The organism is Bacteroides sp. AM54-2NS (assembly GCF_003602935.1).
GTDB classification, from domain to species: domain Bacteria; phylum Bacteroidota; class Bacteroidia; order Bacteroidales; family Bacteroidaceae; genus Bacteroides; species Bacteroides xylanisolvens.
In genome coordinates, this window is the sequence record NZ_QTMZ01000022.1 from 1 (window position 1) to 26,854 (window position 26,854).

Below are 26,854 nucleotides of genomic sequence, written 5' to 3' on the forward strand. Positions count from 1 at the left end.
GAAATACCATTTTATATTTTATTTCTCATACTATTATATTATTGATTTACATATAATTACCGTATTATTTATGAGAATATGAGAAATGAAAATGAAAAATCGTTTGCAGGGGCGCACTGATGTAAATGCAGGAAACTATCATACCAATGTTTTTCAAGAAAATGATAAATCGGATAAGTCCATATCATAGATTTATTTAGTACCTTTGCCATCCTATTTATATAAAAAGAAAAAATGAGTAAAGAATACACACTCGCAGATTTCACAGATATTTTCGATTACTCCACAGGCTGGTTCAGCGACAGTAGCATTTGTAGTCTATTCTATCAGATATTCAAACGATTCCCTTCTATGAAAATGGTGAAATATAAAGTAAACCAGGATTTCCTGAAAGAAATCAAAGAACTTTATCAGCAAGACGATGCGTTCGATATATTCGAGCATATATATTGCAATCATTTTGAGAATGAAAAAGAGGAAGAGGAGGAAGAAGAAGATACATCTACAAAAGAGTTGTATGATTGCATCGTTATCTGCAAAAAGAATTTAATGATTGGCTATTTTGATAATTGCATAAAAATAGCCTATTCCAATATTGATAAGGAAGAAATCGATCGTATCAATCAGATTTGCGAAAACCACAAAAAGGAGAATGAGAAACTGAACAACCTATTTATAGTAACATACGCTCATAACTACTTCAGCCTGAAACAATCGCAAATCAATAAGCCGGCCATTCAGATTGACCGCCACTATAACAATGATTTTGCTCCCGTAGCCGCTGAAATCGAAAACTTCCTATTAGAAGAGAATAAAAGCGGTTTAATCATTCTGCACGGGAAACAAGGTACGGGGAAAACAACTTATATCCGTCATCTCATCAATCTCGGAAAAAAGAGAATGATTTATATGAGCGGCGACCTGGTAGACAAACTTTCAGACCCTAGCTTTATCACTTTTATCCGTCAACAAAAGAATTCGATCTTTATCGTAGAAGACTGCGAAGAGCTATTATCAAGCCGCAACGGAAGCAACCGCATGAATGCCGGACTAGTCAACATACTGAATATCAGCGACGGACTATTAAGCGATGAATTATGTATCAAATTTATCTGCACATTCAACGCTCCACTAAAAGATATTGACGAAGCCTTGCTTAGAAAAGGACGTCTGGCTGCCCGGTACGAATTTAAAGACCTGACAACCGACAAAGTAAACCAACTGATAAAGGAAGAAGGACTGGATATCCCCCAACAGACACAACCTATGACACTGGCTGAAATCTATAATTACGAAGGCATGGATTTCTCTTTAGGAAGAAAGCGGGTAGGATTCTGAAAAATCCTCCAAAGTAGAACTTTTAAAGAAAAATCGACTATTATTATTGCGAAATATAAGTATCTATATTTTACCTATCAACAAGAACGATTTGATATTTTTATACGTTTTTTATACGTTAAAAGAGTTGCTCTATTACGGAGCAACTCTTTTAAATATTAAACTTCTTAAGTTCAAACTTTGCATGTGATACCTTATATCGACATTTTCTTACTTACAAGTTAACGGAAATCCAAAGATACTCACTCGCAAAATCTGTAATTATCCAAAGCTAAAAGGGAAAGTGCTTTCATCAGATAAAGCAATTAATCCGTTCTTTCGCTGGATACAAATTTTGTTTTCTCTTGCCAGCCAACCGGCCGCCAATGCTGTACTTTCTACGCTTAGGTTTAATCTTCTTGCCAATTCAGGTATTGAAATTTCACCAATTTCTTTCAGGGCACACCAAACTTTTCCGGCATTGTTCCCTACAATTGTTTTATCCATGGCTATTTTTATTAATAATTTGGTTACAATATAGTCATTTTAATAATTGTTTATAACAAAACCAACTTTTTTGTTTTAGTTTTTGACATTATTTAAAACAAAGAAATCAATTTCGCGTCTAGTGATTAAAAACTTGGTAATAATTCGTACCATAACACCACTAAAAGGAACATTATATATCAAAATAAATTCTCAAAACAGGAATCGGGCAATCACAGAAAGAAAATAGGAAATTGACATTTCCGCAATATCGGACAAGTCATTTCGCTTTTTTACCAATACCTTTGCGGAGTGAAATACCAGAATAAGTTATGCAACAGAAAAAAACAACGAAAGAAGAATATCAAAAGTGCGTAAATGTTGTAGTGGAATACATCAACCAACATTTGGGAGAAGACATTGATTTAAAATCTCTGGCCAGAATTTCAAACTTTTCTCCTTTTTACTTTCACCGGATCATGAAAGCTTTTCTCGGTGAACCGATTGGTACGTTTATTGTCCGGACGCGGACAGAAGCTGCCGCACGTCTACTCCGCTACTCGGATGTTCCGATTGCCGACATAGCCTATCGGATTGGTTACTCTTCTCCTTCTTCGTTGTCGAAAGTGTTCAAGCAATTTTATGGCATTTCACCTTTAGAGTATAGAAACAATAAAAACTTTGTAATTATGAAACCAGCGATTATCAGGCCAGACCTGGAACTAAAAAGAGAGATCAGAAACGTTTCCGAACGGAATGTGATTTATATCCGCCTCACCGGCGATTACAAACTGAATGATTACGGTGGCACCTGGGGCCGTTTATTCCAATTCATCAAAGAACAACAGTTGCCGATGGGAGATTTCAGCCCGCTTTGCATCTATCACGATGATCCGAAAGTGACACCGGCAGAAAAACTGCGTACAGACGTATGTATGGTAATGCCTGTAAAGGTAGCCCCCAAAAGTGATGTCGGATTTAAGGTGATCCCGGCCGGACGTTATGCTATCTTCTTGTATAAAGGTCCGTATGACAATTTGCAAGCTGTGTATGATACGATTTACGGAAAGTGTCTGCCCGAAATGGAATGTACGCTACGTGATGAAGCCAGCGCGGAACGTTATCTGAACAATCCATGCGACACTGCTCCCGAAGAGTTGTTGACGGAAATTTATATTCCGGTAGAATAATGCGGACAGACAAATGGCGGAATAAAGAGAATGAATAAAGATGTGATTTAACGTCTGACTTTTTTGGGGGGACAGTGCAAAACCCTGATAAGTCTATCATTTAGACGCGGATGACACGGATTTAGCAGATTTATAATCTTCTTATCCGTGTCATTTTGCGTTATCCGCATCTAAAAGCATATTATGCTATAACAGGCTGCCTTCCTCTCTCCTACCTGTTATTTTTCTGCATAAATGCCAATCCGGTTTCCTTCACTATCAGTGAATACGGCAAACCATCCTTTGCCGTCCGCCTCAATCTTTGTTCTGGGAATGACTACTTTCCCTCCTTTCAGAAGTACTTTTTCCAAGGTCTGTTCTATATCCTCACAGTTGAAATGGATAAGCACTCCATGCGTTGAAGGAAGAAAGTCGAAATTTGAAGCATAAGAGATAGCACCGACGGTTTCACCTTCTTCTGTGAAACAAGCCATTTTTTCTGTTTCACATTCAAAAGTCGGAAGTTGCATACCTAATACTGTTTCGTAAAAATCGACAGCCCGATGGAAATCGGAAGCAGGAATCTCAAAAAATGCAATTAGTTTTTTCATTTCGTTTCTTTTTTATCGTTACTACTAAGCCTTTGCAAAGACACTGCAAAAGTAGGGCAACACGAGGAAGCCTGATAGGAAAAAAGGGACATCTTTAAAGTTCGGAAAAATAATCGGAATAAGGAGCGCAGACAGAAAGATACTCTGCAGGGGTGTAACCGGAAAAGAGTTTGAATTCCTTTATCATGTGAGACTGATCGGAGAAGCCACATTCGTAAGCTACTTGTACAAAAGGGATAGTGGCATCCTGCTGCAACATTGACAATGCCCGCTGCATACGGACAATGCGAATAAATTCTTTGGGAGTAGTGCCGACATAATCGGCAAAGATACGTCCAAACTGCTTACTGCTCAAACAGGCTGTTTCCGACAGATGAACAATGTTGATTTGTGGCTGGAGGTTTATTTCATGAAACACAGCAGACATCCGCTTGAGGTTATACTCCGGAAGGGTGTATAAACGACGAAGGAAAAACTGCTCTATCAAACGAATACAAACGGCATTATCAGAAGTGTCAGTGACCTGTTTCACCAAATCCGACAGTTCTACATCTTCCATCGCATCGGTATCTACATTTTGTCCGTGAAACAGATGGCTGGGAATATGAAACAATGCTTTAACTGCATAAGGCTGGAAAACAACAGTAATCATTTCTATCCTACCCGTCGACTGTACATCCGAGAAGCCGACCGATTGTCCGGAAATGAAGGATTGAGGTTGTAGTTCCGACTCGCCCGACAAAAGGAGTTGTTTCCCTTTATGAAATACCAGTTGCATACAGCCAATGGGCAGAGTCCGTTCGGAAACCGGAGTCACTGAATCGTCTTGCAATATCCAGTAATGCCGTATATAAGGAGCAAGCGCCAAACAAGGTTTTATAAGTTGAAATGATTGCATAGAGCAAAGATATTATTTCTTAATTCAAATGCAAAAGTAAAGCTCCTGTTTAAAGAGGTATAGTAAAAAAAGGACTTTTTATAAATTAGGGAGTCGTCCTATTAAGAACAGATATGCCGAAATGATAAACAGATAAGGATTTAAGGCAGGATCCTTATTTGAGAATAAGGTACAATTGAAAAGACGGCAAACCTTTTCTTAATAAAAAAACATCCTCTGTTTGAAAGAGCATGATTGTAGCTCACATTCAAACAGAGGAAGATTCTTTAGATAACGGAAAGTCCGTATTCGTAGGCCTCCGACATCGCATTATAGTCCTCGTCGGAATAGCTACCTTTATCTCTGGCTTTCTGCATATCTTTCATAAATGATTCTACGGAAGTCAGGAAGCTATAATAATTCTTCTGTTCTTCATCATAACCTGTGACAGCAGGAAGTTTCTTTGCAGCTTCGAGTTCTTTCTTCAGTTCGGCCATCTTCATATCAATACGCATACCATCCAGCGCATGTTTGCGTGAATAGAGATTCATGATGCTTTGCACGGTGCCGGACATCTTACGCATGGCCATGATTTGATCTTTCAACGGTTCATCGGCAAGCAGTTCTTTTTCAGCTTGTTCTGTCAGAGGGCTTAGAATATCAAAGATCACTTGTTTATATTCCGACATTTCTACACTAAGCCGATAGTTCTCGTCGAGGAGCTTGCCGATCTTTGCAGTCTCTTTTGCCTGCTTGTAAGAGAGGAATTTATTAAAATTATCATAGAATTGCGTCCTTGCACTGAAAAGTCCTCGATAACTCTGCTTCAGATTCTGACGGACTTCTATATTAAAATAATCTCCCGGATCCATCAATTCCGCTGTATCTCTGGCAGATACTTCAGGTGGTGCAATCGGAGATACTTCAGGAACTTTTCCTATCTGTTCCATATATCCCAAAACTGCATTTATGTCTTTCGCATTGGCTACATGCCTCAACACGATAAGCGATGTATGATAATAGTTTATCACCTTACTGGCATTGTCCAATTCCTCCGAAGCGACAGAGGACGCAGCCTGTTTCTTGTTTCCTCCCGAACAAGAAACCAACAAGAGAGCACCTACAAGTGCTCCGAAAAATAAAATATTCTTCTTCATAATGGTTCGTTTATTAAGTCTTTCGTACTATAACAATAAAAATCGTTTTTTGTTATAGACAAACAATGCATATTCGAGAAGTGTAGTGGAGAAATTTAAAATGCTGCTAACGATGATTAAGGAATAAGCAACCAACGTGTATAAAAACAAAAAATGGCTACTCATCACGAGCAACCAATCTTTTGTTAACCTTAAATCTAATACTTATGAAAAAAACACAGTACAAAGGTACCATATTTCAGATAAATAGCAAATTTCAGCGCCTAAACAAACGATATTATAACAGGGTTTAATACTCCGAGAATCGCATTAACATTTCAGACTTCATCCGTTAACATTTAACATATTCATTCACATAAGTTGCTCCCCGGATAAGTAAGAGTAGAAAAAAGGCTAATCATGGAAACGACATTGTTTTTTTTTCGTAACTTTGAACTATGATAATCAGTGCCAGCCGTCGGACAGATATTCCGGCATTCTATTCTCAATGGTTTTTCAACCGGATAAAAGAAGGATATGTATTAGTGCCCAATCCTTATCATCCGAAAATGATTAGCAGGATTTCCTTATCTCCTGCTGTGGTTGATTGTTTCGTATTCTGGACCAAGAACCCGGCCCCGATGCTTAACCAGCTGGATAAATTACAGGATTACAACTATTACTTCCAATTTACACTCAACCCTTACGGAGAAAAATTGGAGAATCGTTTGCCATCTATCGATAAACGAATTGATACCTTTAAAAAGCTGGCAGACAAAATTGGCAGAGAAAAAATGATTTGGAGATATGATCCGATACTGACGAATGAGGAATACAACGTTTCTTTCCACCAGGAAGCATTCGCCCGGATTGCCCATGAACTCAAAGACCATACCTCGAAATGTATGTTGGGATTTATAGATCATTACCCCCATATCCGAAACTCGATACAACCATTCAACATCAATCCGCTGACCAAAGAGGAAATAGAAGAAATGGCCGTCTCCTTTAAAAAGACAATAGATATTTATCCCGGTATACAGCTGGACACTTGTACCGTCAAGGTAGATTTAAGACATTTGGGTATTCCCAGCGGCTTGTGCATTGATAAAGGGCTGATTGAAAAGATCACCGGTTATCCTATCCTTGCTCAAAAGGATAAAAACCAGCGTAATATCTGCAACTGTATCGAAAGTATTGATATCGGGACTTATGAAAGTTGTCTGAACGGATGTGTTTATTGCTATGCCATCAAAGGTAATTATAATACAGCAGCATATAATATGAAGAAACATGATAAAAACTCGCCGTTGCTCATCGGTCATTTATCCGAAGATGATATAGTAAAGGAACGGGAGATGAAGAGTCTGCGGGATAACCAATATTCGTTGTTTTAGTCTTCCTGATCCGTATCTGACTTACAGGCATAAAAAAAGGCTATCTATCCCAGACAGCCAATCTTTTGTTAACCTTAAATCTAATACTATGAAAAACACAGTACAAAGATACGGACTTTTCGGTTATCTCCAAATTTTCGGCCCAATGCAGCGTATCTTATAACATGGTTTAATAGAATCTGAACCGTATTAACAAATAAGCGGTTAAGCATTAACATTTAACAGTTTTCTTAAATAATCAGGGCATAAAACTGGAGGAGATGCAAATGTTTTCCAATCGGACACCTTATCTTATTAAAGAGCGTTTATGAGGTCTAACAAATTCCTCTGCCAGCTGTTTCTAATAGAAGGTAACCATCAAATTCACAATATATGAACAGATTCGAAAATAAAGTAGTTGTCATCACCGGTGCTGCCGGTGGTATCGGCGAAGCAACCACACGCCGCATTGTCTCCGAAGGGGGCAAAGTAGTCATCGCTGACCATTCTGAAAAAAAGGCGGAACAGCTTGCCAACGAACTTACTCATGCAGGGGCCGACGTGCGCCATGTCTATTTCTCCGCCACCGAACTCCAGAGTTGCAAAGAGCTGATTGATTTTTCTATGAATGAATATCAACGAATAGATGTACTGATTAATAATGTAGGAGGAACCGATCCCAAACGTGACCTTAACATCGAGAAGCTGGATATCAATTACTTTGACGAGGCATTCCACCTGAATCTCTGCTGCACTATGTACCTTTCTCAACAGGTCATCCCTATCATGACTACCAATGGCGGCGGAAACATTGTCAACGTAGCTTCCATAAGCGGACTTACTGCTGATGCTAACGGTACATTATATGGTGCCAGCAAAGCGGGCGTCATCAACCTGACGAAATACATCGCTACCCAAATGGGAAAGAAAAATATCCGCTGCAATGCCGTAGCCCCGGGATTGGTACTTACCCCCGCGGCATTGGATAACCTGAATGAAGATGTACGCAACATCTTTCTCGGCCAATGTGCCACTCCTTATTTAGGAGAACCGGAAGACGTCGCAGCTGCCATCGCTTTTCTGGCTTCGAACGATGCAAGGTACATCACCGGACAAACAATCGTCGTAGATGGTGGCCTGACTGCTCATAACCCGACAGTAGCGTTATCATAGAACATAACTTTAATACAATGAATAAAATGACAATAATGAGAATATGGCTTCTTTCGCTATTTATCAATAGCGGATGCAACCGGGAATTAGTAGAATAGACAGTAATGATCTTAAAATATCTATCAAAAAGGGGGAAGAGTGGATGCATGATTTTCCATTGTTTCTGGGTTTCACAATGACTTTACCCATGCATTCATTTCGTTAATAGCTTCTAGTGAAGACGGAAGCTCCTGCTTAGTCTGCAAAGCATCAGGACGAAGATCGACGCGCACATACCCCCAGCCGTCTTCGTCGATTTGCAGATAGCCACACTTCCTGTACTCTTCCAGGCAACTGTCAGAGCATCCTCCATAAAAGTCACATTGAAGTTCATCTTCCGACGTTTTTTTATTGGCAATGAATGAACTTTCACCCACCCAGACAAAATCGTCCAAATCAACCTCAAAATAATCCCCTCCTCCCCGATTGAGTGCGGCAACTTCCGCCAAACGTCCTTCGGGAAGCATCTTGTAAACGCGGACATAACATTCTTCCTTATACGGATTTTCATCTACGACAAGGAAAAGACCGGATTTTCCACAGAATAAAGGGGTATCTATACTACGATATTCGTAAACTTCTCCTGTAACATCACTCATCACAAAATAGCCCCAGCTCTCAAACCCTGAATAGTGAAAAAAATGCAGACCGTAATCAGACTGATACCCATCATAGTACCATTTTATAAATCCATCTTCATCTTCTTTCGCCGGAGAATTCAGCAGTGCGAGTTCCCCCTTTTTCCAGCGCACGGACAGTTTATTCTGATTGTCTGTATAACGCCCTTTACCAGAATCAAGCTGTTTATTACAACTATCCGCCTTCATATTCGTATATTCAGCAAATTCAAGTTTTTTCACGTCTGCCCCTGTATTGCTATACATACGCAAGGAGATCATTCTTCCACTATGATAGTCATACATACTCTTTTCAATCCGGTTGCCTTCTTCAGAATAAATTTCAGTCATGACACCCGGCACGCCTTTCTCCGAGTACGGATAACTCTCGAAACGACGTAGCCGCCCGCCAGAATAATTCCTTATATCCAGCCGCTTTTGAGTTCCGACCGTCACAATGCTTCGTTTTACAGAATCACACTTATCATCCATGAAGTATATCGGCTCATCGGAATCCTTTTCAAAATATTTTCGTTTCAGAAGATACTTTTTGCCGTTCTCCAATGCATAAATTTCTTGAATGTAATAAAAGGGAGTCCCTTCTGATGCCTGATATTTATACTCATACCAGTCGGGAGCCTCCGCTACCCCGTCAGGGTCATTATAAGCGTATTCCGAATGGCTATAATACCAACATTCGGTCGGTAACACTTCCTGATCGTCAATATAATGATTAACCTGCCATAGATGTCCGTTGGCATGCCATCTCATTTCCTCTCCGTTTAGCTTCCCATCTTTATAGTGTTCAAACCAGTCCGGCTTTCCATCATAATACCATCTCTGACGTACTCCATTAAGTTTACCTCGTGTAGCCTGGTAAAAGATATGGGGATATCCGTTGGAATAATAAGATTGATAAAGTTCACAAATACTGTCAAGAGTGATTATACGACTTGTCATACAATGGGAAGAGATACTGTAATGACGCACCGTATCGTTCTTTATTCCGTCTTTATAAACAACTACCGAATAATAGGGTTCCGACACAAAAGAATCAGTCGAGCGAAAATAAAAGTGCTTATAAGCACCGTTCATCAATGAGTCCTTGTAAAAACAACGTTCCACGCCATCTACTTGTTTCCGGCAAATACTGTCGGAGTCATAGACCTTCAAAGAAGATGCTTCCGGTTCTTTTAGCAATGATTCGGAAAGCGTATCAGGAATAATCCAATCACTTCCTTTATAAAAATCCATAGAGAAAGCTTCGGAAATAGCAGTAGTTTTTTCGCTTAAAGCGTTTTCCTGTGTTTCCTGATTCGTGGAAGAAGATTGCGAAGTTCCTCCGGTTTTTCCGCCACATGATAACAACAGTAATACGCAGCTATATACCAAAGCGTTTTTCATACCAAATATCTTTTATTTAATACATAATTACGGCAAAATTAATGATAATATCAGATAATCAGGTATAAATCGATCCCAAAAATGGAATAATTATCTGTCAGCAGGCTATTATTTCGTTCAACAAATACTAACTTTACAACGTTATTAATAGAAAAGAACGAACGTCATGATTGTTAAAACACTACTAGATACAGACCTCTATAAGTTTACCACCTCGTACGCTTATATCAAACTGTTCCCCTATGCAATGGGTACTTTTAGTTTCAATGACCGGAACGAAACAAAGTATACCGAAGCTTTTCTGGAAACACTCAAGGCAGAGATCAAGAATCTTAGTCAGTTGAGATTCACGGAAGAGGAGTTGGAATACATGACGAAGAATTGCAGATTTCTCCCGAGAGTCTACTGGGAGTGGTTGTCTTCTTTTCGTTTCGACCCGAATAAGATTGATATTCATCTGGATGAAGCCTGTCATCTCCACATCGAAGTGACTGACTTGCTTTATAAAGTGACTTTATATGAAGTGCCTTTGCTCGCTATTGTTTCTGAAATCAAAAACCGGTTCTTCGGCCATGTAGCAGACATGAACGGGATTCTTTGCAAGCTGTCGGAGAAAATAGAGTTATCGAACCAACATCAGCTCCGCTTTTCAGAGTTCGGCACACGGAGAAGATTCTCTATTGATGTGCAGGAAACTGTTATCAAAAGACTGAACGAGACAGCGCAATATTGCACCGGGACTTCCAACTGCAACTTCGCAATGAAATATGGAATGAAAATGATGGGGACTCACCCTCACGAATGGTTTATGTTTCATGGAGCACAGTTCGGATATAAACATGCCAATTATATGGCACTCGAAAACTGGGTGAATGTTTATGACGGTGATTTGGGTATCGCACTTTCCGATACCTATACTTCCGGCATCTTCCTTAGTAACCTTAGCCGTAAACAAGCTAAACTTTTCGACGGTGTGCGCTGCGATTCCGGTAATGAATTTGAGTTTATCGACCGACTGGTTGCCCGCTACAAAGAGTTGGGAATCGACGCGACAACCAAAACCATCGTATTCAGCAATGCCCTCGACTTTACAAAAGCATTAGACATTCAAGAATACTGCAAAAACAAAATCCGCTGCTCTTTCGGAATCGGCACCAATCTCACCAACGATACCGGGTTCGAACCTTCGAACATCGTGATGAAACTGACGCAATGCAAGATGAATGTCAATCAGGAGTGGAGGGAATGTATCAAACTGTCGGATGATGAAGGAAAACATACCGGCAGTCTTGAAGAAGTGCAGGCATGCCTGCATGAGTTGAGGTTGAACTAAATTATAACAATGTGGCACATATTTTCCGTAAGTTCTCCAAATGCGCTATAACATTCTTATCTTTTCGGGCAATCTGCATATTATATCTTGTCTGCATATTCATCAGCATTTCCGCATTTATATTGGTAGCAGCTTCAATCAATAAGGCAAAATCCGTAGATACAGGACGACGCCCATTCAATATATCATTCAACATCGTATAAGACACGCCTACCACTTCCGCAAATCGTTTCTGCGATATACCACGAGATTGTAATTCTTCTTTTATAATCTCTCCCGGATGCACCGGAATAAAAGAATACCCTAAGTTAGACATACTATTCTTATTTATAATGATTTGTTATGTCAATAATAGAACAAATAGTTATGATTGGTTCAGAGTCCGTAGTCGATATTTTAAATTCCAGTCGATATTGTTTATCAATCCGAATAGAGGAAATATCTTTTTTACTCCCTGTCAATACTTCATAATTCAACGAATTTAAAGGATAAAGCGCTTCTACATTCAATGCTTCAGCCAAAGTGACAATTCGCTTCACATAATTCCTTATTACTTGAGGTTGAAAACGATGCTTCTTATCGTTACATTTACCTTCATAATAAAGTTCTGAAAGATACTCCTTTTCAAACTCAATAACCATTTCTCTAATTATTACGACAGTACAAAGATAGTAGTTTTTCCAAGAATACACTAAAAAAGTGGATATAATGATAGCAGTTCTATCAAACTTAGTTAAAACCAAGAAGTATTAGATAAAAACTGCTATCACCTTATTAAAATAACTGTATCCAAGCAGCACAGTATACATGTGCTTTCTTTATACTATCTGTGACAAAAGTGACAAAATCCATATCCGTGGAGTTAGATTAAAATCTTTTTCAGAATTTGAATCCTTTCACTGCTTTTTCCAATCTTTCCAAAGGTAATTCGCCGGATTGCCGCCAAAGCTGTTGCCCTTTTCTAAAAAGAATAAAGGTAGGAGTCGACTCCACCGTATAAAAATCAGTAAGGGCAGGCTCCTGGTCGATGTCCACTTCCACCACTTCCAATGTTCCTACCATCAGTTTCTTGAACTCTTCAACAACCGGTTTCATGCGCTGGCAGTGAGGACACCACGTTGCGTAAAACTCTGCCATTACCCAATCACCGTTAGCTAGCTTCTCCTGGTTTCTTTCTTCACGAGCTATTTTCTTTTCTTTCATAATGAATATCTCCTTTTAATTAATAACTATCAACCTAACAATATCAGGAGAAAGATGGTTTAGAAAAGAAGCAAGGTTACACACAAATTAAAGAATCAAACCCGTTTGCATTTACCCGACCAGCTATTAATATCCAAGCAAATCATCTCCGTACGATGAAAAGACTTCTCCGCATCATACTTTGCTCCTATCACTTTATCTTCCGGACTAAGAACAAGCATTGCACAAAATCGAAACTTTCGTGCAAAAAAGGAACATCCTATTCAATATTTATTTATCTTTGCCCCCCGAAATGGTTCAGAATCCGTATCCAACGGACGATGATTAATAGGGAACCGGGTGTAAATCCCGGACAGTCCCGCTGCTGTGAAACTCTGTTCAATGTCTTATAATTGAACTAATTTAACGCCACTGATGTTATTCGGGAAGGCAAATAAGACAAGAGTCAGTCAGAAGACCTGCCATTTTGTGTAAGACGCCCCTCTCCTCGTGGATTAGGAGAAAGAGTATCACTTGTTAAGCCCCAAATCAAAAAAATACTGTTTTTCGTCGGGTGGAGTATATCCATTAGACGGGAAGACATTAATAAGTATGTACTTAATTGAAAAAAGTATGATAAAAAAAATCTTAGTAGCCAATCGCGGTGAAATTGCCGTAAGGGTGATGCGTTCCTGCCGGGAAATGGAGATAACGAGTATCGCTATCTTCTCCGAAGCAGACCGGACCGCGAAGCACGTGCTTTATGCAGACGAAGCTTATTGCGTAGGGCCGGCAGCATCCAAAGAGAGTTATCTGAATATAGAAAAAATCATCGAAGTGGCAAAAGCAGCTCATGCAGACGCCATTCATCCGGGTTACGGCTTCTTGTCCGAGAATGCTACCTTCGCCCGTCGATGTCAGGAAGAAGGAATCATCTTTATCGGACCCAATCCGGAAACAATGGAAGCTATGGGAGATAAAATTGCTGCCCGTATCAAAATGATTGAGGCGGGAGTACCCGTAGTTCCCGGCACACAAGACAACCTGAAAAGCGTAGAAGAAGCCATAGAGCTTTGCAATAAAATCGGCTATCCGGTGATGCTGAAGGCTTCTATGGGCGGTGGTGGAAAAGGTATGCGCCTCATCCACAGTGCCGAAGAAGTGGAAGAAGCATATACCACTGCCAAGAGCGAATCATTGTCTTCCTTTGGCGATGACACGGTTTACCTAGAGAAGTTCGTTGAAGAGCCTCATCACATCGAGTTCCAGATTCTTGGTGACAAGCATGGAAACGTCATTCATCTGTGCGAACGTGAATGTTCCGTGCAACGCCGTAACCAGAAAATCGTGGAAGAGACTCCTTCGGTTTTCGTCACTCCCGAACTGCGAAAAGACATGGGTGAAAAAGCGGTAGCGGCGGCTAAAGCTGTGAACTACATCGGTGCGGGTACTATCGAATTCCTTGTTGATAAACACCGCAACTATTATTCCTTGAGATGAACACCCGCTTGCAGGTGGAACATCCAATTACGGAAGAAGTGATCGGAGTAGATTTGGTGAAAGAGCAAATTAAAGTTGCCGACGGACAAGTGCTTCAACTGAAACAAGAGAATATCCGGCAACGCGGGCACGCTATCGAATGTCGTATCTGTGCCGAAGACACTGAAATGAATTTCATGCCAAGTCCGGGTATCATCAAACAGATTACAGAGCCGAACAGTATCGGTGTGCGTATTGACAGTTATGTATACGAAGGATATGAAATTCCGATCTACTATGACCCGATGATCGGTAAACTGATTGTGTGGGCTACCAATCGCGAATATGCGATTGAGCGGATGCGTCGTGTTCTCCACGAATATAAATTGACCGGAGTGAAAAACAACATCAGTTATCTGCGTGCCATCATGGATACTCCCGATTTTGTAGAAGGTCATTATGACACAGGATTCATCGCCAAGAACAGCGAGTTTCTGCAACAACGGATTACGCGCACCAGCGAATATTCCGAAAATATTGCCCTGATCGCTGCTTATATAGACTATTTGATGAATCTCGAAGAGAACAACAGCGGTATGGCTGCCGACAACCGCCCTATCAGCAAGTGGAAAGAGTTCGGATTGCATAAGGGTGTGTTGAGAATCTAAATTTTAACAAAGAGAATTCAATTATGGAAATTCATATAGGAAACCGTGTGGCCGAAGTAGAACTGGTCAGCAAGGAAGATAACAAGGTAGTGCTCACCATTGATGGAAAAACGTTTGAAGCAGACGTAGTGATGGCAGAAAACGGTACTTGCAACATCTTGATGGACGGACGCAGTTCGAACGCACAGCTGATTCGCCGTGATAACGGAAAAAGCTATAAAGTGAATACGCATTATAGCAGTTTCAATGTAGAAATAGTGGACAGCCAAGCAAAATATCTGCGTATGCGCAAGAAAGGGGAAGAAGAACAGAATGACTGTATCATTTCTCCGATGCCGGGCAAAGTAGTGAAAATACCTGTTGCAGTCGGCCAGGAAATGAAGGCGGGAGACACCGCTATCGTTATCGAAGCCATGAAAATGCAGAGTAACTACAAAGTGACTTCAGACTGCCGCATTAAAGAAATTCTGGTTCAGGAAGGTGATAACATTACCGGCGACCAGACATTAATAACATTAGAACCGATTGCATAATATAAGAACGGATTGCATTATGGAAGAAATGAATAAAGCATACGCCACGTTCGAAGAACGTGACCGCATCGCTTCTCTTGGTGGAGGCGTTGATAAAATAGAGAAGCAACACGAAAGCGGCAAAATGACTGCTCGCGAGCGTATTGAGATGTTGCTCGATAAAGGTACTTTCGTTGAACTGGATAAGTTGATGGTTCACCGTTGTACGAACTATGGCATGGATAAAAACAAAATTCCGGGAGACGGTATCGTTTCAGGTTACGGAAAGGTAGACGGTCGCCAGGTATTTGTTTACGCTTATGACTTTACCGTATATGGCGGCTCACTGTCTGCTTCCAATGCCAAAAAGATTGTGAAAGTACAACAACTTGCGTTGAAGAACGGCGCACCGATTATCGCTTTGAATGATTCGGGTGGCGCACGTATTCAGGAAGGCATCGAAAGTCTTTCCGGTTATGCGGATATTTTCTATCAGAACACAATGGCCAGCGGTGTGATTCCACAGATTTCGGCCATCCTGGGTCCTTGTGCCGGAGGCGCTTGCTACTCTCCTGCCCTTACCGATTTCATCTTTATGGTGAAAGAAAAAAGTCACATGTTCGTGACTGGTCCCGATGTAGTAAAAACCGTGATTCATGAAGAAGTAAGCAAAGAAGAGCTGGGTGGCGCAATGACACATAGCAGCAAGAGCGGTGTGACGCATTTTATGTGCAACTCCGAAGAAGAACTGTTGATGAGTATCCGCGAACTGTTGTCTTTCTTACCGCAGAATAATATGGATGAAGCCAGGAAACAACCTTGCGCCGACGAAACCAACCGCGAAGACGCTTCTCTGGATACAATCGTTCCGGCAGATCCGAACGTACCGTATGATATGAAAGACATTATCGAACGCGTGATAGACAACGGTTATTTCTTCGAAGTCATGCCGAACTTTGCAAAGAATATCATCATCGGCTTTGCCCGCATGTCAGGTCGTTCGGTAGGTATCGTAGCCAATCAGCCGGCTTATCTTGCCGGCGTTCTCGACATCGACGCCAGCGACAAAGCAAGTCGTTTTATCCGTTTTTGCGACTGTTTCAATATTCCGTTGATTACATTCGAAGATGTTCCGGGATTCCTTCCGGGATATACGCAGGAAAACAACGGTATCATCCGTCACGGCGCAAAAATAGTTTATGCGTTCGCAGAAGCTACTGTTCCCAAACTGACCGTTATTACCCGCAAAGCTTACGGCGGCGCTTATATCGTAATGAACTCCAAGCAGACAGGAGCTGATGTGAACTTCGCATATCCCAGCGCAGAAATTGCAGTGATGGGTGCAGACGGTGCAATCAACATTCTGTTCCGCAAAGCTGACGAAGCAACAAAGACTAAGGAACTGGAAGCCTACAAAGAAAAGTTTGCTACTCCGTATCAAGCTGCCGAACTGGGATATATTGACGAAATCATTTATCCGAGACAGACTCGCAAACGTCTGATTCAGGCACTAGAAATGACGGAAAACAAGATGCAGACAAATCCGCCCAAGAAGCACGGTAATATGCCTTTATAACAACTAGATAAGGTGTGCATAAAGCACCCTCCCATCAAGACGGGCTTACATAGATTCTACGATATACTTTAGAATCTTTGTAAGCCCTCTTTTTATGAGTAAGTCTTTTTATATACATAAAAAACGGCACCTCGATTCACATCGCAGCACCGTCACAACACAAACACAAAATAAAACACGACAAAACTACTATGCAATCTTCCTGTCATGCCGGGGAGGCATACCTTGCTTGACTTATCTATATTCGCATACACACAAGAAGCTTTATCAGGCGATTTGCACAATAAATAACATACACTTCCGGATTTTGTTCACAGGATTGATAATTTTATTCAATAATATGATAAGAAAATGAAATAACGTGCTCTTTAACGAATTCAAGAGAAACGAAAAAAACGGCACCCCGATTCACATCGCAGCACCGTCACAACACAAACACAAAATAAAACACGACAAAACTACTATGCAATCTTCCTGTTATGCCGGGGAGGCATATTCACTAGCCTATATATATTCGCATACCTACAAGTAGCCATCAGGCGATTTGCATATATAAAACATTCAGATTTTTATTTTGTTCACGAAAGGAGAAGCAAAAATGTTATTTCTTCTCCTTGTAATCTTTCAGGAAGCCTTCCATCAGCCATTTTGCGAGTGCCTGACGATTGGAATTTATCACCAACCGACGCTGATCGAACGTATTCTGGATATTGCCCAACTCCACAAAAACGGAAGCGGGAGTGGTATGGGAAAGCACATATAAGTTGCGCCCGCTCACTGTGCCGGAAAAACCCCGATTAGGCTGATGCTTATCATATTTTGACTCAAACGTATCTTTCATATTATTCGCCAATCGTTTGCTGTCTCCTTTTTTATTCGAATAATAGAAAAATACATCCGTTTGTTTTCCCTTACTACGACTATCGATATGAATAAAAATCGCCCTGCAATAAGAGTGATTCTTACGGTCTTTCCGGTAAAGGGCGTTTATTTTATCACAACGTTGCTGAAGGCGTTGCACTTGATTTAAAGGAATTGCATCCCCCATACAAGTCTCACGTTTACTGTTCGACAGATACGAATCATCCCGAATACCATCTTTGGCATCTTGAATGATGATATGCACTTCGGCTCCTTCCTGCATCAGGTTACGTGCCAGACGGAGTGCAATATCATAAGCGTATTCATCTTCATGCAGTTCGTATCTACCCACTTTTCCAATAGCTCCCGGATCGGGACCTCCGTGTCCGCTGACCACATAGAAACAAGCACCGGCAAGACGGTTGGAAGTGACTTTCACATTAGCCAGTTGCTTTCCAAACAGAGGCTCATTGATGGTGGTTCCTATTTTTGTCGATTTAGCTTTTGAAGATGGTTGCTTTGTCCCGGCGCCTCGGAAGTTGTGTTCTTGGCACCCGTATTTTTGGCAGGAGTAGTCTTGGCAGAAGTAGTTGTCGATTTCTTTACCGGAGGAATAACATAAGTCACGCCTACTTTAAGCACATTATTCTTTCCCAGCTTCTGCTTATTCAACTCTATAAAATCGTCGTAATACTTCTTCGGAGAACGGTTGTGCCTCAACAGAAAAGAAGAGATGCCCTCACCCGCCTTCGGAGTTGCCTTCTGCTGCGCCCAAAGAGTTGTGCCCGAAAAAAGAAAAGCTAAGAATAAAAGAATATAGAGTTTATTTTTCATAACTACATTAACTATCTCCTTCGCAAGAGTTATCATTTCACTCATAAACAGGGCAAAAATACAATTATTTTCCCTACTTTTGCAGCATTAAAACATTTTTTGAAATAAAACATTAAAACCCGATAACATTATGGCAAAACAATTCAAACCGGAAACCCTGTGTGTACAGGCTGGATGGACGCCTAAAAAAGGCGAACCACGCGTATTGCCCATCTATCAAAGTACAACTTTCAAATACGATACCAGCGAGCAAATGGCCCGCCTGTTCGATTTGGAAGACAGTGGTTACTTTTATACCCGTCTGCAAAATCCAACGAATGACGCCGTTGCCGCCAAAATCGCCGCTCTTGAAGGTGGTGTAGCCGCTATGCTGACTTCCAGCGGTCAGGCAGCCAACTTCTATGCCATTTTTAATATCTGCCAGGCAGGAGATCACTTCGTTTGTTCTTCCGCTATTTATGGAGGTACGTTCAACCTGTTCGGAGTGACGATGAAGAAACTAGGCATCGATGTGACTTTCGTAAATCCGGATGCCAGCGAAGAAGAAATTTCTGCAGCTTTCAAACCGAATACAAAGGCTTTGTTTGGCGAAACAATTTCCAATCCTTCTTTGGAAGTACTGGATATTGAAAAGTTCGCACGTATCGCACACAGTCACGGGGTCCCCTTGATTGTTGACAACACCTTCCCTACTCCTATCAACTGTCGCCCGTTTGAATGGGGAGCTGACATCGTAGTTCATTCTACTACCAAATATATGGACGGACACGCTACAAGCGTAGGTGGCTGTATCGTAGATAGCGGTAATTTTGACTGGGATGCTCACGCAGAAAAATTCCCGGGACTTTGTACTCCGGACGAGTCTTACCACGGGCTGACTTACACGAAAGCATTTGGCAAAGGTGCCTACATCACCAAAGCAACTGCGCAACTGATGCGTGACCTCGGCAGCATCCAAAGCCCACAAAACTCTTTCTTATTGAATCTGGGACTTGAGACACTGCACTTACGTATGCCTCAACACTGCCGTAACGCACAGAAAGTGGCCGAATATCTTTCTAAAAATGAGAAAGTAGCTTGGGTAAACTACTGTGGTCTGCCGGACAACAAATATTACAGCCTGGCACAGAAATATATGCCGAACGGTTCTTGCGGAGTCATCTCCTTTGGTCTGAAAGGCGGACGTGACGTGTCTATCAAGTTTATGGATTCACTGGAATTCATCGCTATCGTTACTCACATAGCCGATGCACGCAGTTGCGTGCTCCATCCGGCAAGCCATACTCACCGCCAGTTGACGGATGAGCAACTAATGGAAGCCGGTGTACGTCCGGACCTGATCCGCCTATCGGTAGGTATCGAAAATGCGGATGATATCATTGCTGATATCGAACAGGCTTTGAACGCATAACAATACCGTAAAGGTATCAAATACTAAGAAAAGGCACGGGAATGAAAGATTTTCCGTGCCTTTTTATTTACCACAAAAAGAAAGTTAATTTCGAAGAGAATCATTTCAAATGTGAACCGATAAATCCTCCCGGATGTTTATCTTTGCAGGGAACCAAATTCTGTAGAGATATGAAAAAGAATCTATTAGTAGCATTCGTATTATGCCTTTCTTACGGATTTTCTTATTCCCATTCGTTTGATAAACCAATTAATCAGACAGCAAAGATGTCAAACTTTGAAATGGATTCGTTTACCACCAAGAATGGTAAAAGCTTGAAGATCACTTTCTTCAAACATGCCAGCTTATTACTGGACTATGCAGGACAAAAAATATTCATTGATCCTGTTTCCGATTATGCCGACTATACACAACAGCCGAGGCGGATTTCATTCTGATTACGCATGAACATGGCGACCATTTCGATACCAAAGCAATAGCAGCTATCGAAACAAACCAGACCAAAATTATAGCTAATCCTAATTGCCGGAAAATGCTGAATAGAGGACAAGAGATGAAGAACGGTGATGTGCTTCAACTCGCCAAAGATATCAAACTGGAAGCCGTACCCGCCTATAATACGACTCCCGGCAGGGATAAATTTCATCCCAAAGGACGTGACAACGGATATATTCTGACTTTAGGAGGAACTCGTATTTATATTGCCGGAGATACGGAGGATATTCCGGAACTAAACCAGGTGAAAGATATTGATATCGCTTTTCTGCCGGTTAACCAACCATATACCATGACACCGGAACAAGCGATACGGGCAGCCAAAATCATCAAGCCACGTGTTTTGTACCCTTATCATTACGGAGAAACAGATATCCATAAAGTAAAAGACGGATTGAAAGATGAGACAGGCACAGAAGTACGTATCCGGGCTTTGCAATAAGATATACGTAAATAATCAGAAAGTGGCTGAAAATATACTCACCTGAATATCCGAAAGGACCTTGAATAAAGTGCACCCCAAAAGTTAGATCTAAAACTTTTGGGGTGCACTTTAATATCTCAATAAGAATGATTTTCGCTTCAAGGGCTTTCCAAACATTCAGTCCCTTATAAAGAGCTTTTCCTTTTTTAATCAGTTACTTCCAATCACACAGCCTCGGCAGACAAACTGGAAATCACTGTATCCACCCAATATACAACTGTTCTATCCGCCGGCAAAACTCCTTCCAGATAAGGTGAATCGGATACCTCCTCCAACCATGCCGTAGTAATCGGTCCTCTTTCTCTTGTAGAACTTTGAGTTCCTAAATACGGACTAAAATAAAAAAACGTGTGTTGTTGCTCTACATTATTTTTATCTATATATGTAAAGACAAAAGCCTTTTTCTGTTTTCCACCCAATGAAGCCCACTCTATCTGGTACGTTCCTTCAACAAGAATTTGCTCATCCTCTGTCTTATAAATGAATTTCCCTCCTGTTCCTTCTTCAGATAAATGATATACATCATCCGGCCGCAAAATACAGATATCTCCTTTATTTATAAAAGAATAAGGAGCCATTGCCACATTTACTTTTTCCTGCAACTCGCTTTCCGAATCCAATGACAACATATCTTCACTGGGTCTGGAAACCTGAAATTCAGGTTGGTCGACGCACATAAATGTCAATACGCCATAAGAAACAGTCACAGGCAGGGTGACATAATTACCATCCTTATCAGTAACGGTAACCGTTACTTTCCCTTTTTTACCATGCGAACTAAGCCATAATCGGTTGTCGATGACTGTTGCTGTCACAATTGTTTCATCGGAGCTTTGTGCAGAGTAGCCACCTTTTCCATTGGCTATCCCGATATTCTCCGCTTCCCATCCGTTAAGATACAAGACTGTAGAAGAAACAGTGTTTGTACAAGTTCCTGTTTCGTCAACCAGTTCGGAACCACTAAATAAGATAATCTCTGCATCATCTTGACAGGCTGATACACAAAAAGCCATAACAGAAAGAAGAAAGAAGCCCAATAAAGTTTTTGTTTTCATATTTTCAGTGGTATGGTTAAATCCCGGCATATGCCATTGTTTTGCAAAGATATAAAGTATTTGTAAAAAACACTATCTTTGTATGAAAAGTTACCAATAGTACAGATCCACTAGATTCTTCCATACAGTGTAAGTTATATGAAATATACAACAGAAGGTCATTGAAAAAGGACGTTCCCGGGGGAAAAAGGGAATGGGAAATACGGGAACGTCCTCAAAACATAACAATACAGAAATATGGACTTTCACAAGGGCGCATTTCTGTCTCTCTTATGCAACATTCCCTTCTATAAAAATATGGAGGAAATATCTGGAGAGGATATTATTATGTGGGAAATTTAGTTTATAGTCTTAAAAGCAATCTGATTGCATCAAAGTGATGAACGATAGGCAGTCCGAATATATTCTCCTACTGCATTGTCATCATTGATTTCTATGTATTTTTTCAATAAATCCGCAAATCCGGATTTTATCTGTTCCGTTTGCTTGTTCTCGCAGGCTGTAGAATATTCATCAACAGCCATGAGAAAATCCTGCATTCGTTCATTCAGCATTGTTCCTCCTGTGCAAACCACATCGGAAATATAGGCTTGGATACTACCATTTTCTATGACAACAGGGAGGCGGTATTCCAGTCCCGATTTGCTGGCACGAATAGAAAGCACTTTTACTACGGGCGACACAATAGTCCCCGTATCGGAAAAATCAAACTTTCCGTGGATTATTTCTGCACTATCTACCGGCTGCCCGCTCGAAACATCTTTCATATAAACCATTTTTCCTTCGAATTCGGGCAAAGGTGCACTGCGTTAATCTCGTAACCTTTTATCTGATGCCCGGTGCAAGCCACTATCAGACATATTCCCGGAAGAAAAGATAAAAGTTTCACATATCTGTTCATTAAGCTCTTCATTCTTCTTTAAAAAAGAAAAGCCGTCCGCACTATCAGCTGAACGGCTTTCTCTTTTCATTCATACATTTGTATAATCATTCATCCTTAGAATCTGAATCCCAGTTTCACCACAGGCATTTCAAATATTTTGATATTGTGGTGACTGGCGTTATATTTATCAAATCCTTTCGGGCAAATCTGTATCAAGTCATAGCGGTAAGCCAGAGGGTGCATTTCGAAACCGAAAACAAAACCTTTGGCAATGCTATACTCAATACCTGCTACGGCAGCTACTTTGAAACCGTACATCTGACCGGCTTTACTTCCGGAAACATAGACCTGTGACGGAAGTTCTTCCGAGTCGTCACTATCCTTGTAGGTGTCTCCGGTGTATGGTTCGGTCGTTTCAATGCGTGCCATCTGGAAGCCGAGTGCGCCTCCGAGATATGGATGAATACGTTCGTTGCGAGTCTTGAAATAGTAGTTGGAACCGACAGATACATACCAGTTGTTAGTCATCTGCGCATTGATATAACTTTGCGCAGGGATAATCATGTCAGGTACACTGTTGTCTCCTTCTACATAGTCTTTCTTAGGAGTGAGGCTAACGTTCATGCTGAACTGGAAATTTACATCCCAATTGTCAGACACAAAATACTTACCTTCAATTCCGGCTATATTGACCAGACTATTATTATTCAGACTCCCGATGTTCAGATAGCGGTTCAGATCGCCGGAGTTATCCTTCCCTCCATTGGGAAGTCCGACTACTCCTCCGTCATTGGAGAACTTAGGAAGCAGATAAGAGGTGTTCTCGTTAAAGAACTTTCCGCTACCAAGCAGGACTGAAACCTGCCACTGTCCTTTCTTCGGGGCAAACGACGCATCATCACTGCTGCTGTAATGCTGCGCCATTGAAGGCGCAGCTGTCATACAGGTCAGCAAAAGTAATGTGCATAGTTTTTTTATCATCTTGTTACTTTTACGTAGTTAGGGAATTATTTCAAGAAGATAGCAAGAAGTGCTTTCAATTGAGCGCTTGCAGCATCATAGTCTGCCTTGGCAGCATCATATTCAGCCTGTTTTACTTTGATCTTTTCCTGGATACTTGCCAATGATTCAGTAATATAATCTGTATCAGTATAAGTACCTGCCGCTAATTTCTCTATATTTCTCTTAGCTTTAGCAACATCGGCCTTAGCGGCAGTGACATTTGCCAAAGCAATCATATGTTCTTGCTTAACCAAATTTTTGATAGCCTCCAAAGAACCTAAATCACCATTAGTAAAGTTATTATTCAAATAAACAGTGATTTCCGTTTCAATCTTACCTTTGATAATTTCATTATTGCCGTATTCTTTTTGTACTGTTGCAATATTATCATTTACTTCTTTAAAGACTTTATCATAAGCAGCCTGGGCTTCGTCGTTAGCTTTCTTAGCTTTATCTACAGCATCCGCCAAAGCAGTATTTGCTTTATCTTGAGCAGCCTGTTCTACAGCTTTTTGAGCAGTAAATGCTTCTTTCAAAGCTTTGTAAGTTTCTACCTGATCAATTATAGCTTGTAGACTAGCCGTTTCTGCTGTTGCCCAAATCATCTTACCAAGAGAACCATAATTACCATTCTTCAAAGCATCTACATGATTACCACCAGCCGCAGCTATTACTTCGTCCTTAGTTACCGGCAATCTTCTTGGATTATTAGCTGAATTGAAATTATCGCTAAATACAGCAGAAGAAGCAGATTTCCACTTTTCCAATGGAGTCTTTACATTAGAATCTTGCTCTACCTCCATTAATTTTCCAATATTTGCAGTAGATATTTCATTTGCAGTAGTAATGTCACCATCATTTCCCCAAACAATAATACCTAAGTCTATTCCAACAACCTTTTTAAAGTTATTAGCGTCTGCTATCAGCCAAGCAGAGATTTTTTTCGTATCACTTCCTTTTGTCGCAGTTGCCTTAGTAACTTGTGCTTCTTTAGCCAATGCATCCTTATAGTATGCAACTAAAGCCGTAGCTACAGCATCAATATTAGCTTCTTTTTTTCTATCTTCCGGTTTAAGTCCATTATATTTCTTTATTGCAGCATTAGCGGCTACCTCTGATTTCTCCAATTCTATTTTCAGACTTTCATCATAAGCTGCCATTGCATCTTCCCATGCTTTATAATCTTTAGCATAGTTCTCTTCAGCTTCTTTTTGTGCTGCAAGAGCTGTAGCCAATTGTGGTTTGGCCCATTCTATATTTTCCAAATCAACACCTTTAGTAGCCTTATCAATCAGCTTAACCCAACCATCAATCTGACTTTGTGCTTCAGTAATTTGTATACTTTTAGCATAGGCAAAAGTACCAGTAGAAGAATTATAACCAGCAACAGTTGTTCCACTAGGTATTACATCATTCAATCCTTTCTTTACACTTTCAGCCTCTACTTTCTTAGAATAAGCTGCAGCTGTTTTAGCTTTGTTCTTGTTAGAGTTCTGGTTATTTTTAGCAGTCTCCAACTTATTACTAGTAGCATCCAAGTCAGATATCAGTTTAGAATTAGCAACTTCCAACTTGCCTTTTTCAATATTATACTGTTGTTCCTTGACCTTTGCAGCAGCAATTTCTTCTTCCAGCTTCTTGACTTCTGCTTCCCAATCTGCAACAGTAGTATACTCATTATCCAAGATAGCTTTCAAGTTATCAGCATACTTCTGCGTCATTTCTAAAGCAAATTCTGCATTTTTCAATGCATTATCCAAAACCGCTTCTAAATTATTATCAGCTACTATATCAGAATAGTTAGCTAATTGCTCCTGAAGTTTTTTCAAGCTACCGGCTTTATAGCCATCCGCAGACTGGGTAGGATCTTCAGTAATAAGATAAACATAATACTTAGTCGTAGAAGAATTAGTCTCCGTGCTTTCATCCGGATTTGTAGTAGTAGTGGAATTCGCAACTTCCGATGACAGAATTCTTTTGATAACAGTTGTTGAATATCCATACATTGCCTTGTCCATTGCTTGTTTTGCATAGGCAACTTGCGCTTGTACACCATTCAAACGAGCTTGTTCTTCATCTGTCAACAAAACCTTGGAAGCTTCAATCTGTTCCATAGCTTGTTTGTAAGCTTCCTGTGCTTTAGCAGTGGCAGTTTCGGCAAGAAGCATTTTTTCCTTATACTGCTCAACAATCAATGCCTTTTCATTTTCCCACTTAGTTTTGTCAGCTTCCGCTTTTGCAATGGCAGCTTCCGCTTCTGCTTTTGCTTGTGCAGTAGCAGCTTCTTCCTTTTCAATCAGGAGTTGCTTCAACTGAATATCCAGTTCATGCAACTGCAAATCAATTTCTGCAGATTTATTCTGAAGTGCCAAACCTGCATTAACTAATTCTTGCTCTGCAACCTGTGCTTTTCTCAATTCAGCCTCTACAAGCTCAACTGCAGCTTGAGCTTTGATAAAATCAGACTTTGCTCCCCTAAGTTCTGCAATGCCTTCCGGTTCATCGGTATCAATACATCCCGTGAATGTCGCCGTCGTACCTGCCATGAGCAAGGTTGCGACTAAATACGTCCATTTTCTCATAAAAGTAAATTAAATGTTATACAATTAATAAATAAAAAATTTGTTTGTACTAATTCATGATTTATTTCGCTTCACTCCCCCTCTTCCCGTTACTTTGTAGGTAACGGGAAAAACCTTGTGCCTGCTCTTTTAGAGTAGTCTATACTAGAAAATAATACGATATATGACGAATCTTCTTACCCCTGCTTATGAGAAAAAGTAGAGGGGCGGGAAATCTATTGCAAAATTTAGACGTTAACAAAGCTCTAAGACAAAGAATCCACGTGTTCTTCTGTGTTTATTCCTATTTTGA

The 26,854-nt window shown here is 40.6% G+C and carries 20 protein-coding genes, 5 pseudogenes and 1 riboswitch; of the genes and pseudogenes, 10 read left to right on the top strand and 15 right to left on the bottom strand.

What is annotated here, in order from left to right; translation table 11 throughout:
- The first annotated feature begins 234 nt into the window (after nucleotides 1–234).
- Entirely contained in the window at nucleotides 235–1,338 is a 1,104-nt protein-coding gene (locus tag DXA05_RS14480) for an AAA family ATPase (protein WP_004317316.1), read from the top strand.
- Nucleotides 1,339–1,599: 261 nt separating this feature from the next.
- On the opposite strand, the gene DXA05_RS14485 is transcribed toward DXA05_RS14480, so the two are convergent.
- The gene (locus DXA05_RS14485; protein ID WP_004308997.1) at nucleotides 1,600–1,824 is read right to left on the bottom strand and encodes a winged helix-turn-helix domain-containing protein; all 225 of its coding nucleotides are present in this window, start codon (nucleotides 1,822–1,824) and stop codon (nucleotides 1,600–1,602) included.
- A 311-nt stretch (nucleotides 1,825–2,135) separates the two neighbouring features.
- Between DXA05_RS14485 and DXA05_RS14490 the strand changes: the two genes are divergently transcribed.
- On the top strand, nucleotides 2,136–2,993 hold the full coding sequence (locus tag DXA05_RS14490) for an AraC family transcriptional regulator (protein WP_004308996.1): 858 nt from the start codon (nucleotides 2,136–2,138) through the stop codon (nucleotides 2,991–2,993).
- Between the two features lie 218 nt (nucleotides 2,994–3,211).
- On the opposite strand, the gene DXA05_RS14495 is transcribed toward DXA05_RS14490, so the two are convergent.
- The 3 genes from DXA05_RS14495 to DXA05_RS14505 all read right to left on the bottom strand — a co-directional run bounded on the left by DXA05_RS14495 (nucleotide 3,212) and on the right by DXA05_RS14505 (nucleotide 5,617).
- Nucleotides 3,212–3,583, bottom strand: a complete 372-nt coding sequence (locus DXA05_RS14495) for a VOC family protein (RefSeq protein WP_004317320.1) — start codon at nucleotides 3,581–3,583, stop codon at nucleotides 3,212–3,214.
- Between the two features lie 94 nt (nucleotides 3,584–3,677).
- Nucleotides 3,678–4,481, bottom strand: a complete 804-nt coding sequence (locus DXA05_RS14500; protein ID WP_128859300.1) for a helix-turn-helix domain-containing protein — start codon at nucleotides 4,479–4,481, stop codon at nucleotides 3,678–3,680.
- A gap of 266 nt (nucleotides 4,482–4,747) precedes the next feature.
- Complete coding sequence (locus DXA05_RS14505) at nucleotides 4,748–5,617, bottom strand: hypothetical protein (protein WP_128859301.1); 870 nt, start codon at nucleotides 5,615–5,617, stop codon at nucleotides 4,748–4,750.
- Nucleotides 5,618–6,054: 437 nt separating this feature from the next.
- Here DXA05_RS14505 and DXA05_RS14510 point away from each other — a divergent pair, with 437 nt between their 5' ends.
- Together DXA05_RS14510 and DXA05_RS14515 are read left to right on the top strand one after the other, a co-directional pair.
- Entirely contained in the window at nucleotides 6,055–6,993 is a 939-nt protein-coding gene (locus DXA05_RS14510; protein WP_004308992.1) for a DUF1848 domain-containing protein, read from the top strand.
- Nucleotides 6,994–7,365: 372 nt separating this feature from the next.
- A complete protein-coding gene (locus DXA05_RS14515) occupies nucleotides 7,366–8,145 on the top strand; it encodes an SDR family NAD(P)-dependent oxidoreductase (RefSeq protein WP_004308991.1) in 780 nt (259 codons plus the stop codon).
- A 170-nt stretch (nucleotides 8,146–8,315) separates the two neighbouring features.
- Here the strand turns inward: DXA05_RS14515 and DXA05_RS14520 are convergent, their stop codons facing one another.
- Nucleotides 8,316–10,205 (bottom strand): hypothetical protein, encoded by a 1,890-nt coding sequence (locus DXA05_RS14520; protein ID WP_004308990.1) that lies wholly within the window; start codon nucleotides 10,203–10,205, stop codon nucleotides 8,316–8,318.
- Between the two features lie 166 nt (nucleotides 10,206–10,371).
- Here DXA05_RS14520 and pncB point away from each other — a divergent pair, with 166 nt between their 5' ends.
- Complete coding sequence (gene pncB / locus DXA05_RS14525; RefSeq protein WP_004308989.1) at nucleotides 10,372–11,538, top strand: nicotinate phosphoribosyltransferase; 1,167 nt, start codon at nucleotides 10,372–10,374, stop codon at nucleotides 11,536–11,538.
- 1 nt (nucleotide 11,539) lies between these two features.
- On the opposite strand, the gene DXA05_RS14530 is transcribed toward pncB, so the two are convergent.
- The 4 genes and pseudogenes from DXA05_RS14530 to DXA05_RS27680 all read right to left on the bottom strand — a co-directional run.
- Nucleotides 11,540–11,854 (bottom strand): HigA family addiction module antitoxin, encoded by a 315-nt coding sequence (locus tag DXA05_RS14530; RefSeq protein WP_004308988.1) that lies wholly within the window; start codon nucleotides 11,852–11,854, stop codon nucleotides 11,540–11,542.
- 7 nt (nucleotides 11,855–11,861) lie between these two features.
- A complete protein-coding gene (locus DXA05_RS14535) occupies nucleotides 11,862–12,179 on the bottom strand; it encodes a type II toxin-antitoxin system RelE/ParE family toxin (protein WP_004308987.1) in 318 nt (105 codons plus the stop codon).
- 238 nt (nucleotides 12,180–12,417) lie between these two features.
- Complete coding sequence (locus tag DXA05_RS14540; RefSeq protein WP_004308986.1) at nucleotides 12,418–12,741, bottom strand: thioredoxin family protein; 324 nt, start codon at nucleotides 12,739–12,741, stop codon at nucleotides 12,418–12,420.
- A 95-nt stretch (nucleotides 12,742–12,836) separates the two neighbouring features.
- Nucleotides 12,837–12,959: pseudogene (locus tag DXA05_RS27680) on the bottom strand (pyridoxamine 5'-phosphate oxidase family protein); the annotation flags it as partial.
- A 58-nt stretch (nucleotides 12,960–13,017) separates the two neighbouring features.
- A riboswitch (cobalamin riboswitch) is annotated at nucleotides 13,018–13,222 on the top strand.
- 131 nt (nucleotides 13,223–13,353) lie between these two features.
- Between DXA05_RS27680 and accC the strand changes: the two are divergent.
- The 3 genes and pseudogenes from accC to DXA05_RS14555 all read left to right on the top strand — a co-directional run bounded on the left by accC (nucleotide 13,354) and on the right by DXA05_RS14555 (nucleotide 16,955).
- Nucleotides 13,354–14,867: pseudogene (accC, locus tag DXA05_RS14545) on the top strand (acetyl-CoA carboxylase biotin carboxylase subunit).
- Between the two features lie 23 nt (nucleotides 14,868–14,890).
- Nucleotides 14,891–15,400: an acetyl-CoA carboxylase biotin carboxyl carrier protein subunit gene (locus tag DXA05_RS14550; RefSeq protein WP_004316076.1), complete on the top strand. Its 510-nt coding sequence runs from the start codon at nucleotides 14,891–14,893 to the stop codon at nucleotides 15,398–15,400.
- A 19-nt stretch (nucleotides 15,401–15,419) separates the two neighbouring features.
- A complete protein-coding gene (locus DXA05_RS14555; protein WP_128859302.1) occupies nucleotides 15,420–16,955 on the top strand; it encodes an acyl-CoA carboxylase subunit beta in 1,536 nt (511 codons plus the stop codon).
- A gap of 601 nt (nucleotides 16,956–17,556) precedes the next feature.
- Here the strand turns inward: DXA05_RS14555 and DXA05_RS14560 are convergent.
- Nucleotides 17,557–18,650, bottom strand: a pseudogene (locus DXA05_RS14560) (N-acetylmuramoyl-L-alanine amidase).
- 130 nt (nucleotides 18,651–18,780) lie between these two features.
- On the opposite strand from DXA05_RS14560, the gene DXA05_RS14565 reads away from it, so the two are divergent.
- Both DXA05_RS14565 and DXA05_RS14570 read left to right on the top strand, forming a co-directional pair.
- Complete coding sequence (locus DXA05_RS14565) at nucleotides 18,781–20,061, top strand: O-acetylhomoserine aminocarboxypropyltransferase/cysteine synthase family protein (protein ID WP_128859303.1); 1,281 nt, start codon at nucleotides 18,781–18,783, stop codon at nucleotides 20,059–20,061.
- 41 nt (nucleotides 20,062–20,102) lie between these two features.
- Nucleotides 20,103–20,998, top strand: a pseudogene (locus DXA05_RS14570) (MBL fold metallo-hydrolase).
- 206 nt (nucleotides 20,999–21,204) lie between these two features.
- Here the strand turns inward: DXA05_RS14570 and DXA05_RS14575 are convergent.
- From DXA05_RS14575 to DXA05_RS14590, 5 genes and pseudogenes are all read right to left on the bottom strand, one after another.
- A complete protein-coding gene (locus DXA05_RS14575) occupies nucleotides 21,205–22,125 on the bottom strand; it encodes a hypothetical protein (protein WP_128859304.1) in 921 nt (306 codons plus the stop codon).
- Between the two features lie 341 nt (nucleotides 22,126–22,466).
- A pseudogene (locus DXA05_RS14580) lies at nucleotides 22,467–22,945 on the bottom strand (DUF4369 domain-containing protein).
- Nucleotides 22,905–23,066 carry a hypothetical protein gene (locus tag DXA05_RS27685; protein ID WP_004296821.1) on the bottom strand — a complete coding sequence of 54 codons (162 nt, stop codon included), beginning with the start codon at nucleotides 23,064–23,066 and terminating at the stop codon, nucleotides 22,905–22,907. The pseudogene DXA05_RS14580 and the gene DXA05_RS27685 overlap by 41 nt, the downstream one beginning before the upstream one ends.
- Before the next feature lie 26 nt (nucleotides 23,067–23,092).
- Nucleotides 23,093–23,959, bottom strand: coding sequence for a BT1926 family outer membrane beta-barrel protein (locus DXA05_RS14585; RefSeq protein ID WP_049702173.1), 867 nt, complete (start codon nucleotides 23,957–23,959; stop codon nucleotides 23,093–23,095).
- Between the two features lie 26 nt (nucleotides 23,960–23,985).
- Complete coding sequence (locus DXA05_RS14590) at nucleotides 23,986–26,562, bottom strand: hypothetical protein (RefSeq protein WP_121960492.1); 2,577 nt, start codon at nucleotides 26,560–26,562, stop codon at nucleotides 23,986–23,988.
- Nucleotides 26,563–26,854 lie beyond the last annotated feature (292 nt).

Excerpts from the sequence above, each read along its gene's own strand:
- DXA05_RS14480 (WP_004317316.1), top strand. The coding sequence starts at position 235 with ATGAGTAAAGAATACACACTCGCAGATTTCACAGATATTTTCGATTAC.
- DXA05_RS14485 (WP_004308997.1), bottom strand. The coding sequence starts at position 1,824 with ATGGATAAAACAATTGTAGGGAACAATGCCGGAAAAGTTTGGTGTGCC.
- DXA05_RS14490 (WP_004308996.1), top strand. The coding sequence starts at position 2,136 with ATGCAACAGAAAAAAACAACGAAAGAAGAATATCAAAAGTGCGTAAAT.
- DXA05_RS14495 (WP_004317320.1), bottom strand. The coding sequence starts at position 3,583 with ATGAAAAAACTAATTGCATTTTTTGAGATTCCTGCTTCCGATTTCCAT.
- DXA05_RS14500 (WP_128859300.1), bottom strand. The coding sequence starts at position 4,481 with ATGCAATCATTTCAACTTATAAAACCTTGTTTGGCGCTTGCTCCTTAT.
- DXA05_RS14505 (WP_128859301.1), bottom strand. The coding sequence starts at position 5,617 with ATGAAGAAGAATATTTTATTTTTCGGAGCACTTGTAGGTGCTCTCTTG.
- DXA05_RS14510 (WP_004308992.1), top strand. The coding sequence starts at position 6,055 with ATGATAATCAGTGCCAGCCGTCGGACAGATATTCCGGCATTCTATTCT.
- DXA05_RS14515 (WP_004308991.1), top strand. The coding sequence starts at position 7,366 with ATGAACAGATTCGAAAATAAAGTAGTTGTCATCACCGGTGCTGCCGGT.
- DXA05_RS14520 (WP_004308990.1), bottom strand. The coding sequence starts at position 10,205 with ATGAAAAACGCTTTGGTATATAGCTGCGTATTACTGTTGTTATCATGT.
- pncB (WP_004308989.1), top strand. The coding sequence starts at position 10,372 with ATGATTGTTAAAACACTACTAGATACAGACCTCTATAAGTTTACCACC.
- DXA05_RS14530 (WP_004308988.1), bottom strand. The coding sequence starts at position 11,854 with ATGTCTAACTTAGGGTATTCTTTTATTCCGGTGCATCCGGGAGAGATT.
- DXA05_RS14535 (WP_004308987.1), bottom strand. The coding sequence starts at position 12,179 with ATGGTTATTGAGTTTGAAAAGGAGTATCTTTCAGAACTTTATTATGAA.
- DXA05_RS14540 (WP_004308986.1), bottom strand. The coding sequence starts at position 12,741 with ATGAAAGAAAAGAAAATAGCTCGTGAAGAAAGAAACCAGGAGAAGCTA.
- DXA05_RS14550 (WP_004316076.1), top strand. The coding sequence starts at position 14,891 with ATGGAAATTCATATAGGAAACCGTGTGGCCGAAGTAGAACTGGTCAGC.
- DXA05_RS14555 (WP_128859302.1), top strand. The coding sequence starts at position 15,420 with ATGGAAGAAATGAATAAAGCATACGCCACGTTCGAAGAACGTGACCGC.
- DXA05_RS14565 (WP_128859303.1), top strand. The coding sequence starts at position 18,781 with ATGGCAAAACAATTCAAACCGGAAACCCTGTGTGTACAGGCTGGATGG.
- DXA05_RS14575 (WP_128859304.1), bottom strand. The coding sequence starts at position 22,125 with ATGCCGGGATTTAACCATACCACTGAAAATATGAAAACAAAAACTTTA.
- DXA05_RS27685 (WP_004296821.1), bottom strand. The coding sequence starts at position 23,066 with ATGAAAAGAGAAAGCCGTTCAGCTGATAGTGCGGACGGCTTTTCTTTT.
- DXA05_RS14585 (WP_049702173.1), bottom strand. The coding sequence starts at position 23,959 with ATGATAAAAAAACTATGCACATTACTTTTGCTGACCTGTATGACAGCT.
- DXA05_RS14590 (WP_121960492.1), bottom strand. The coding sequence starts at position 26,562 with ATGAGAAAATGGACGTATTTAGTCGCAACCTTGCTCATGGCAGGTACG.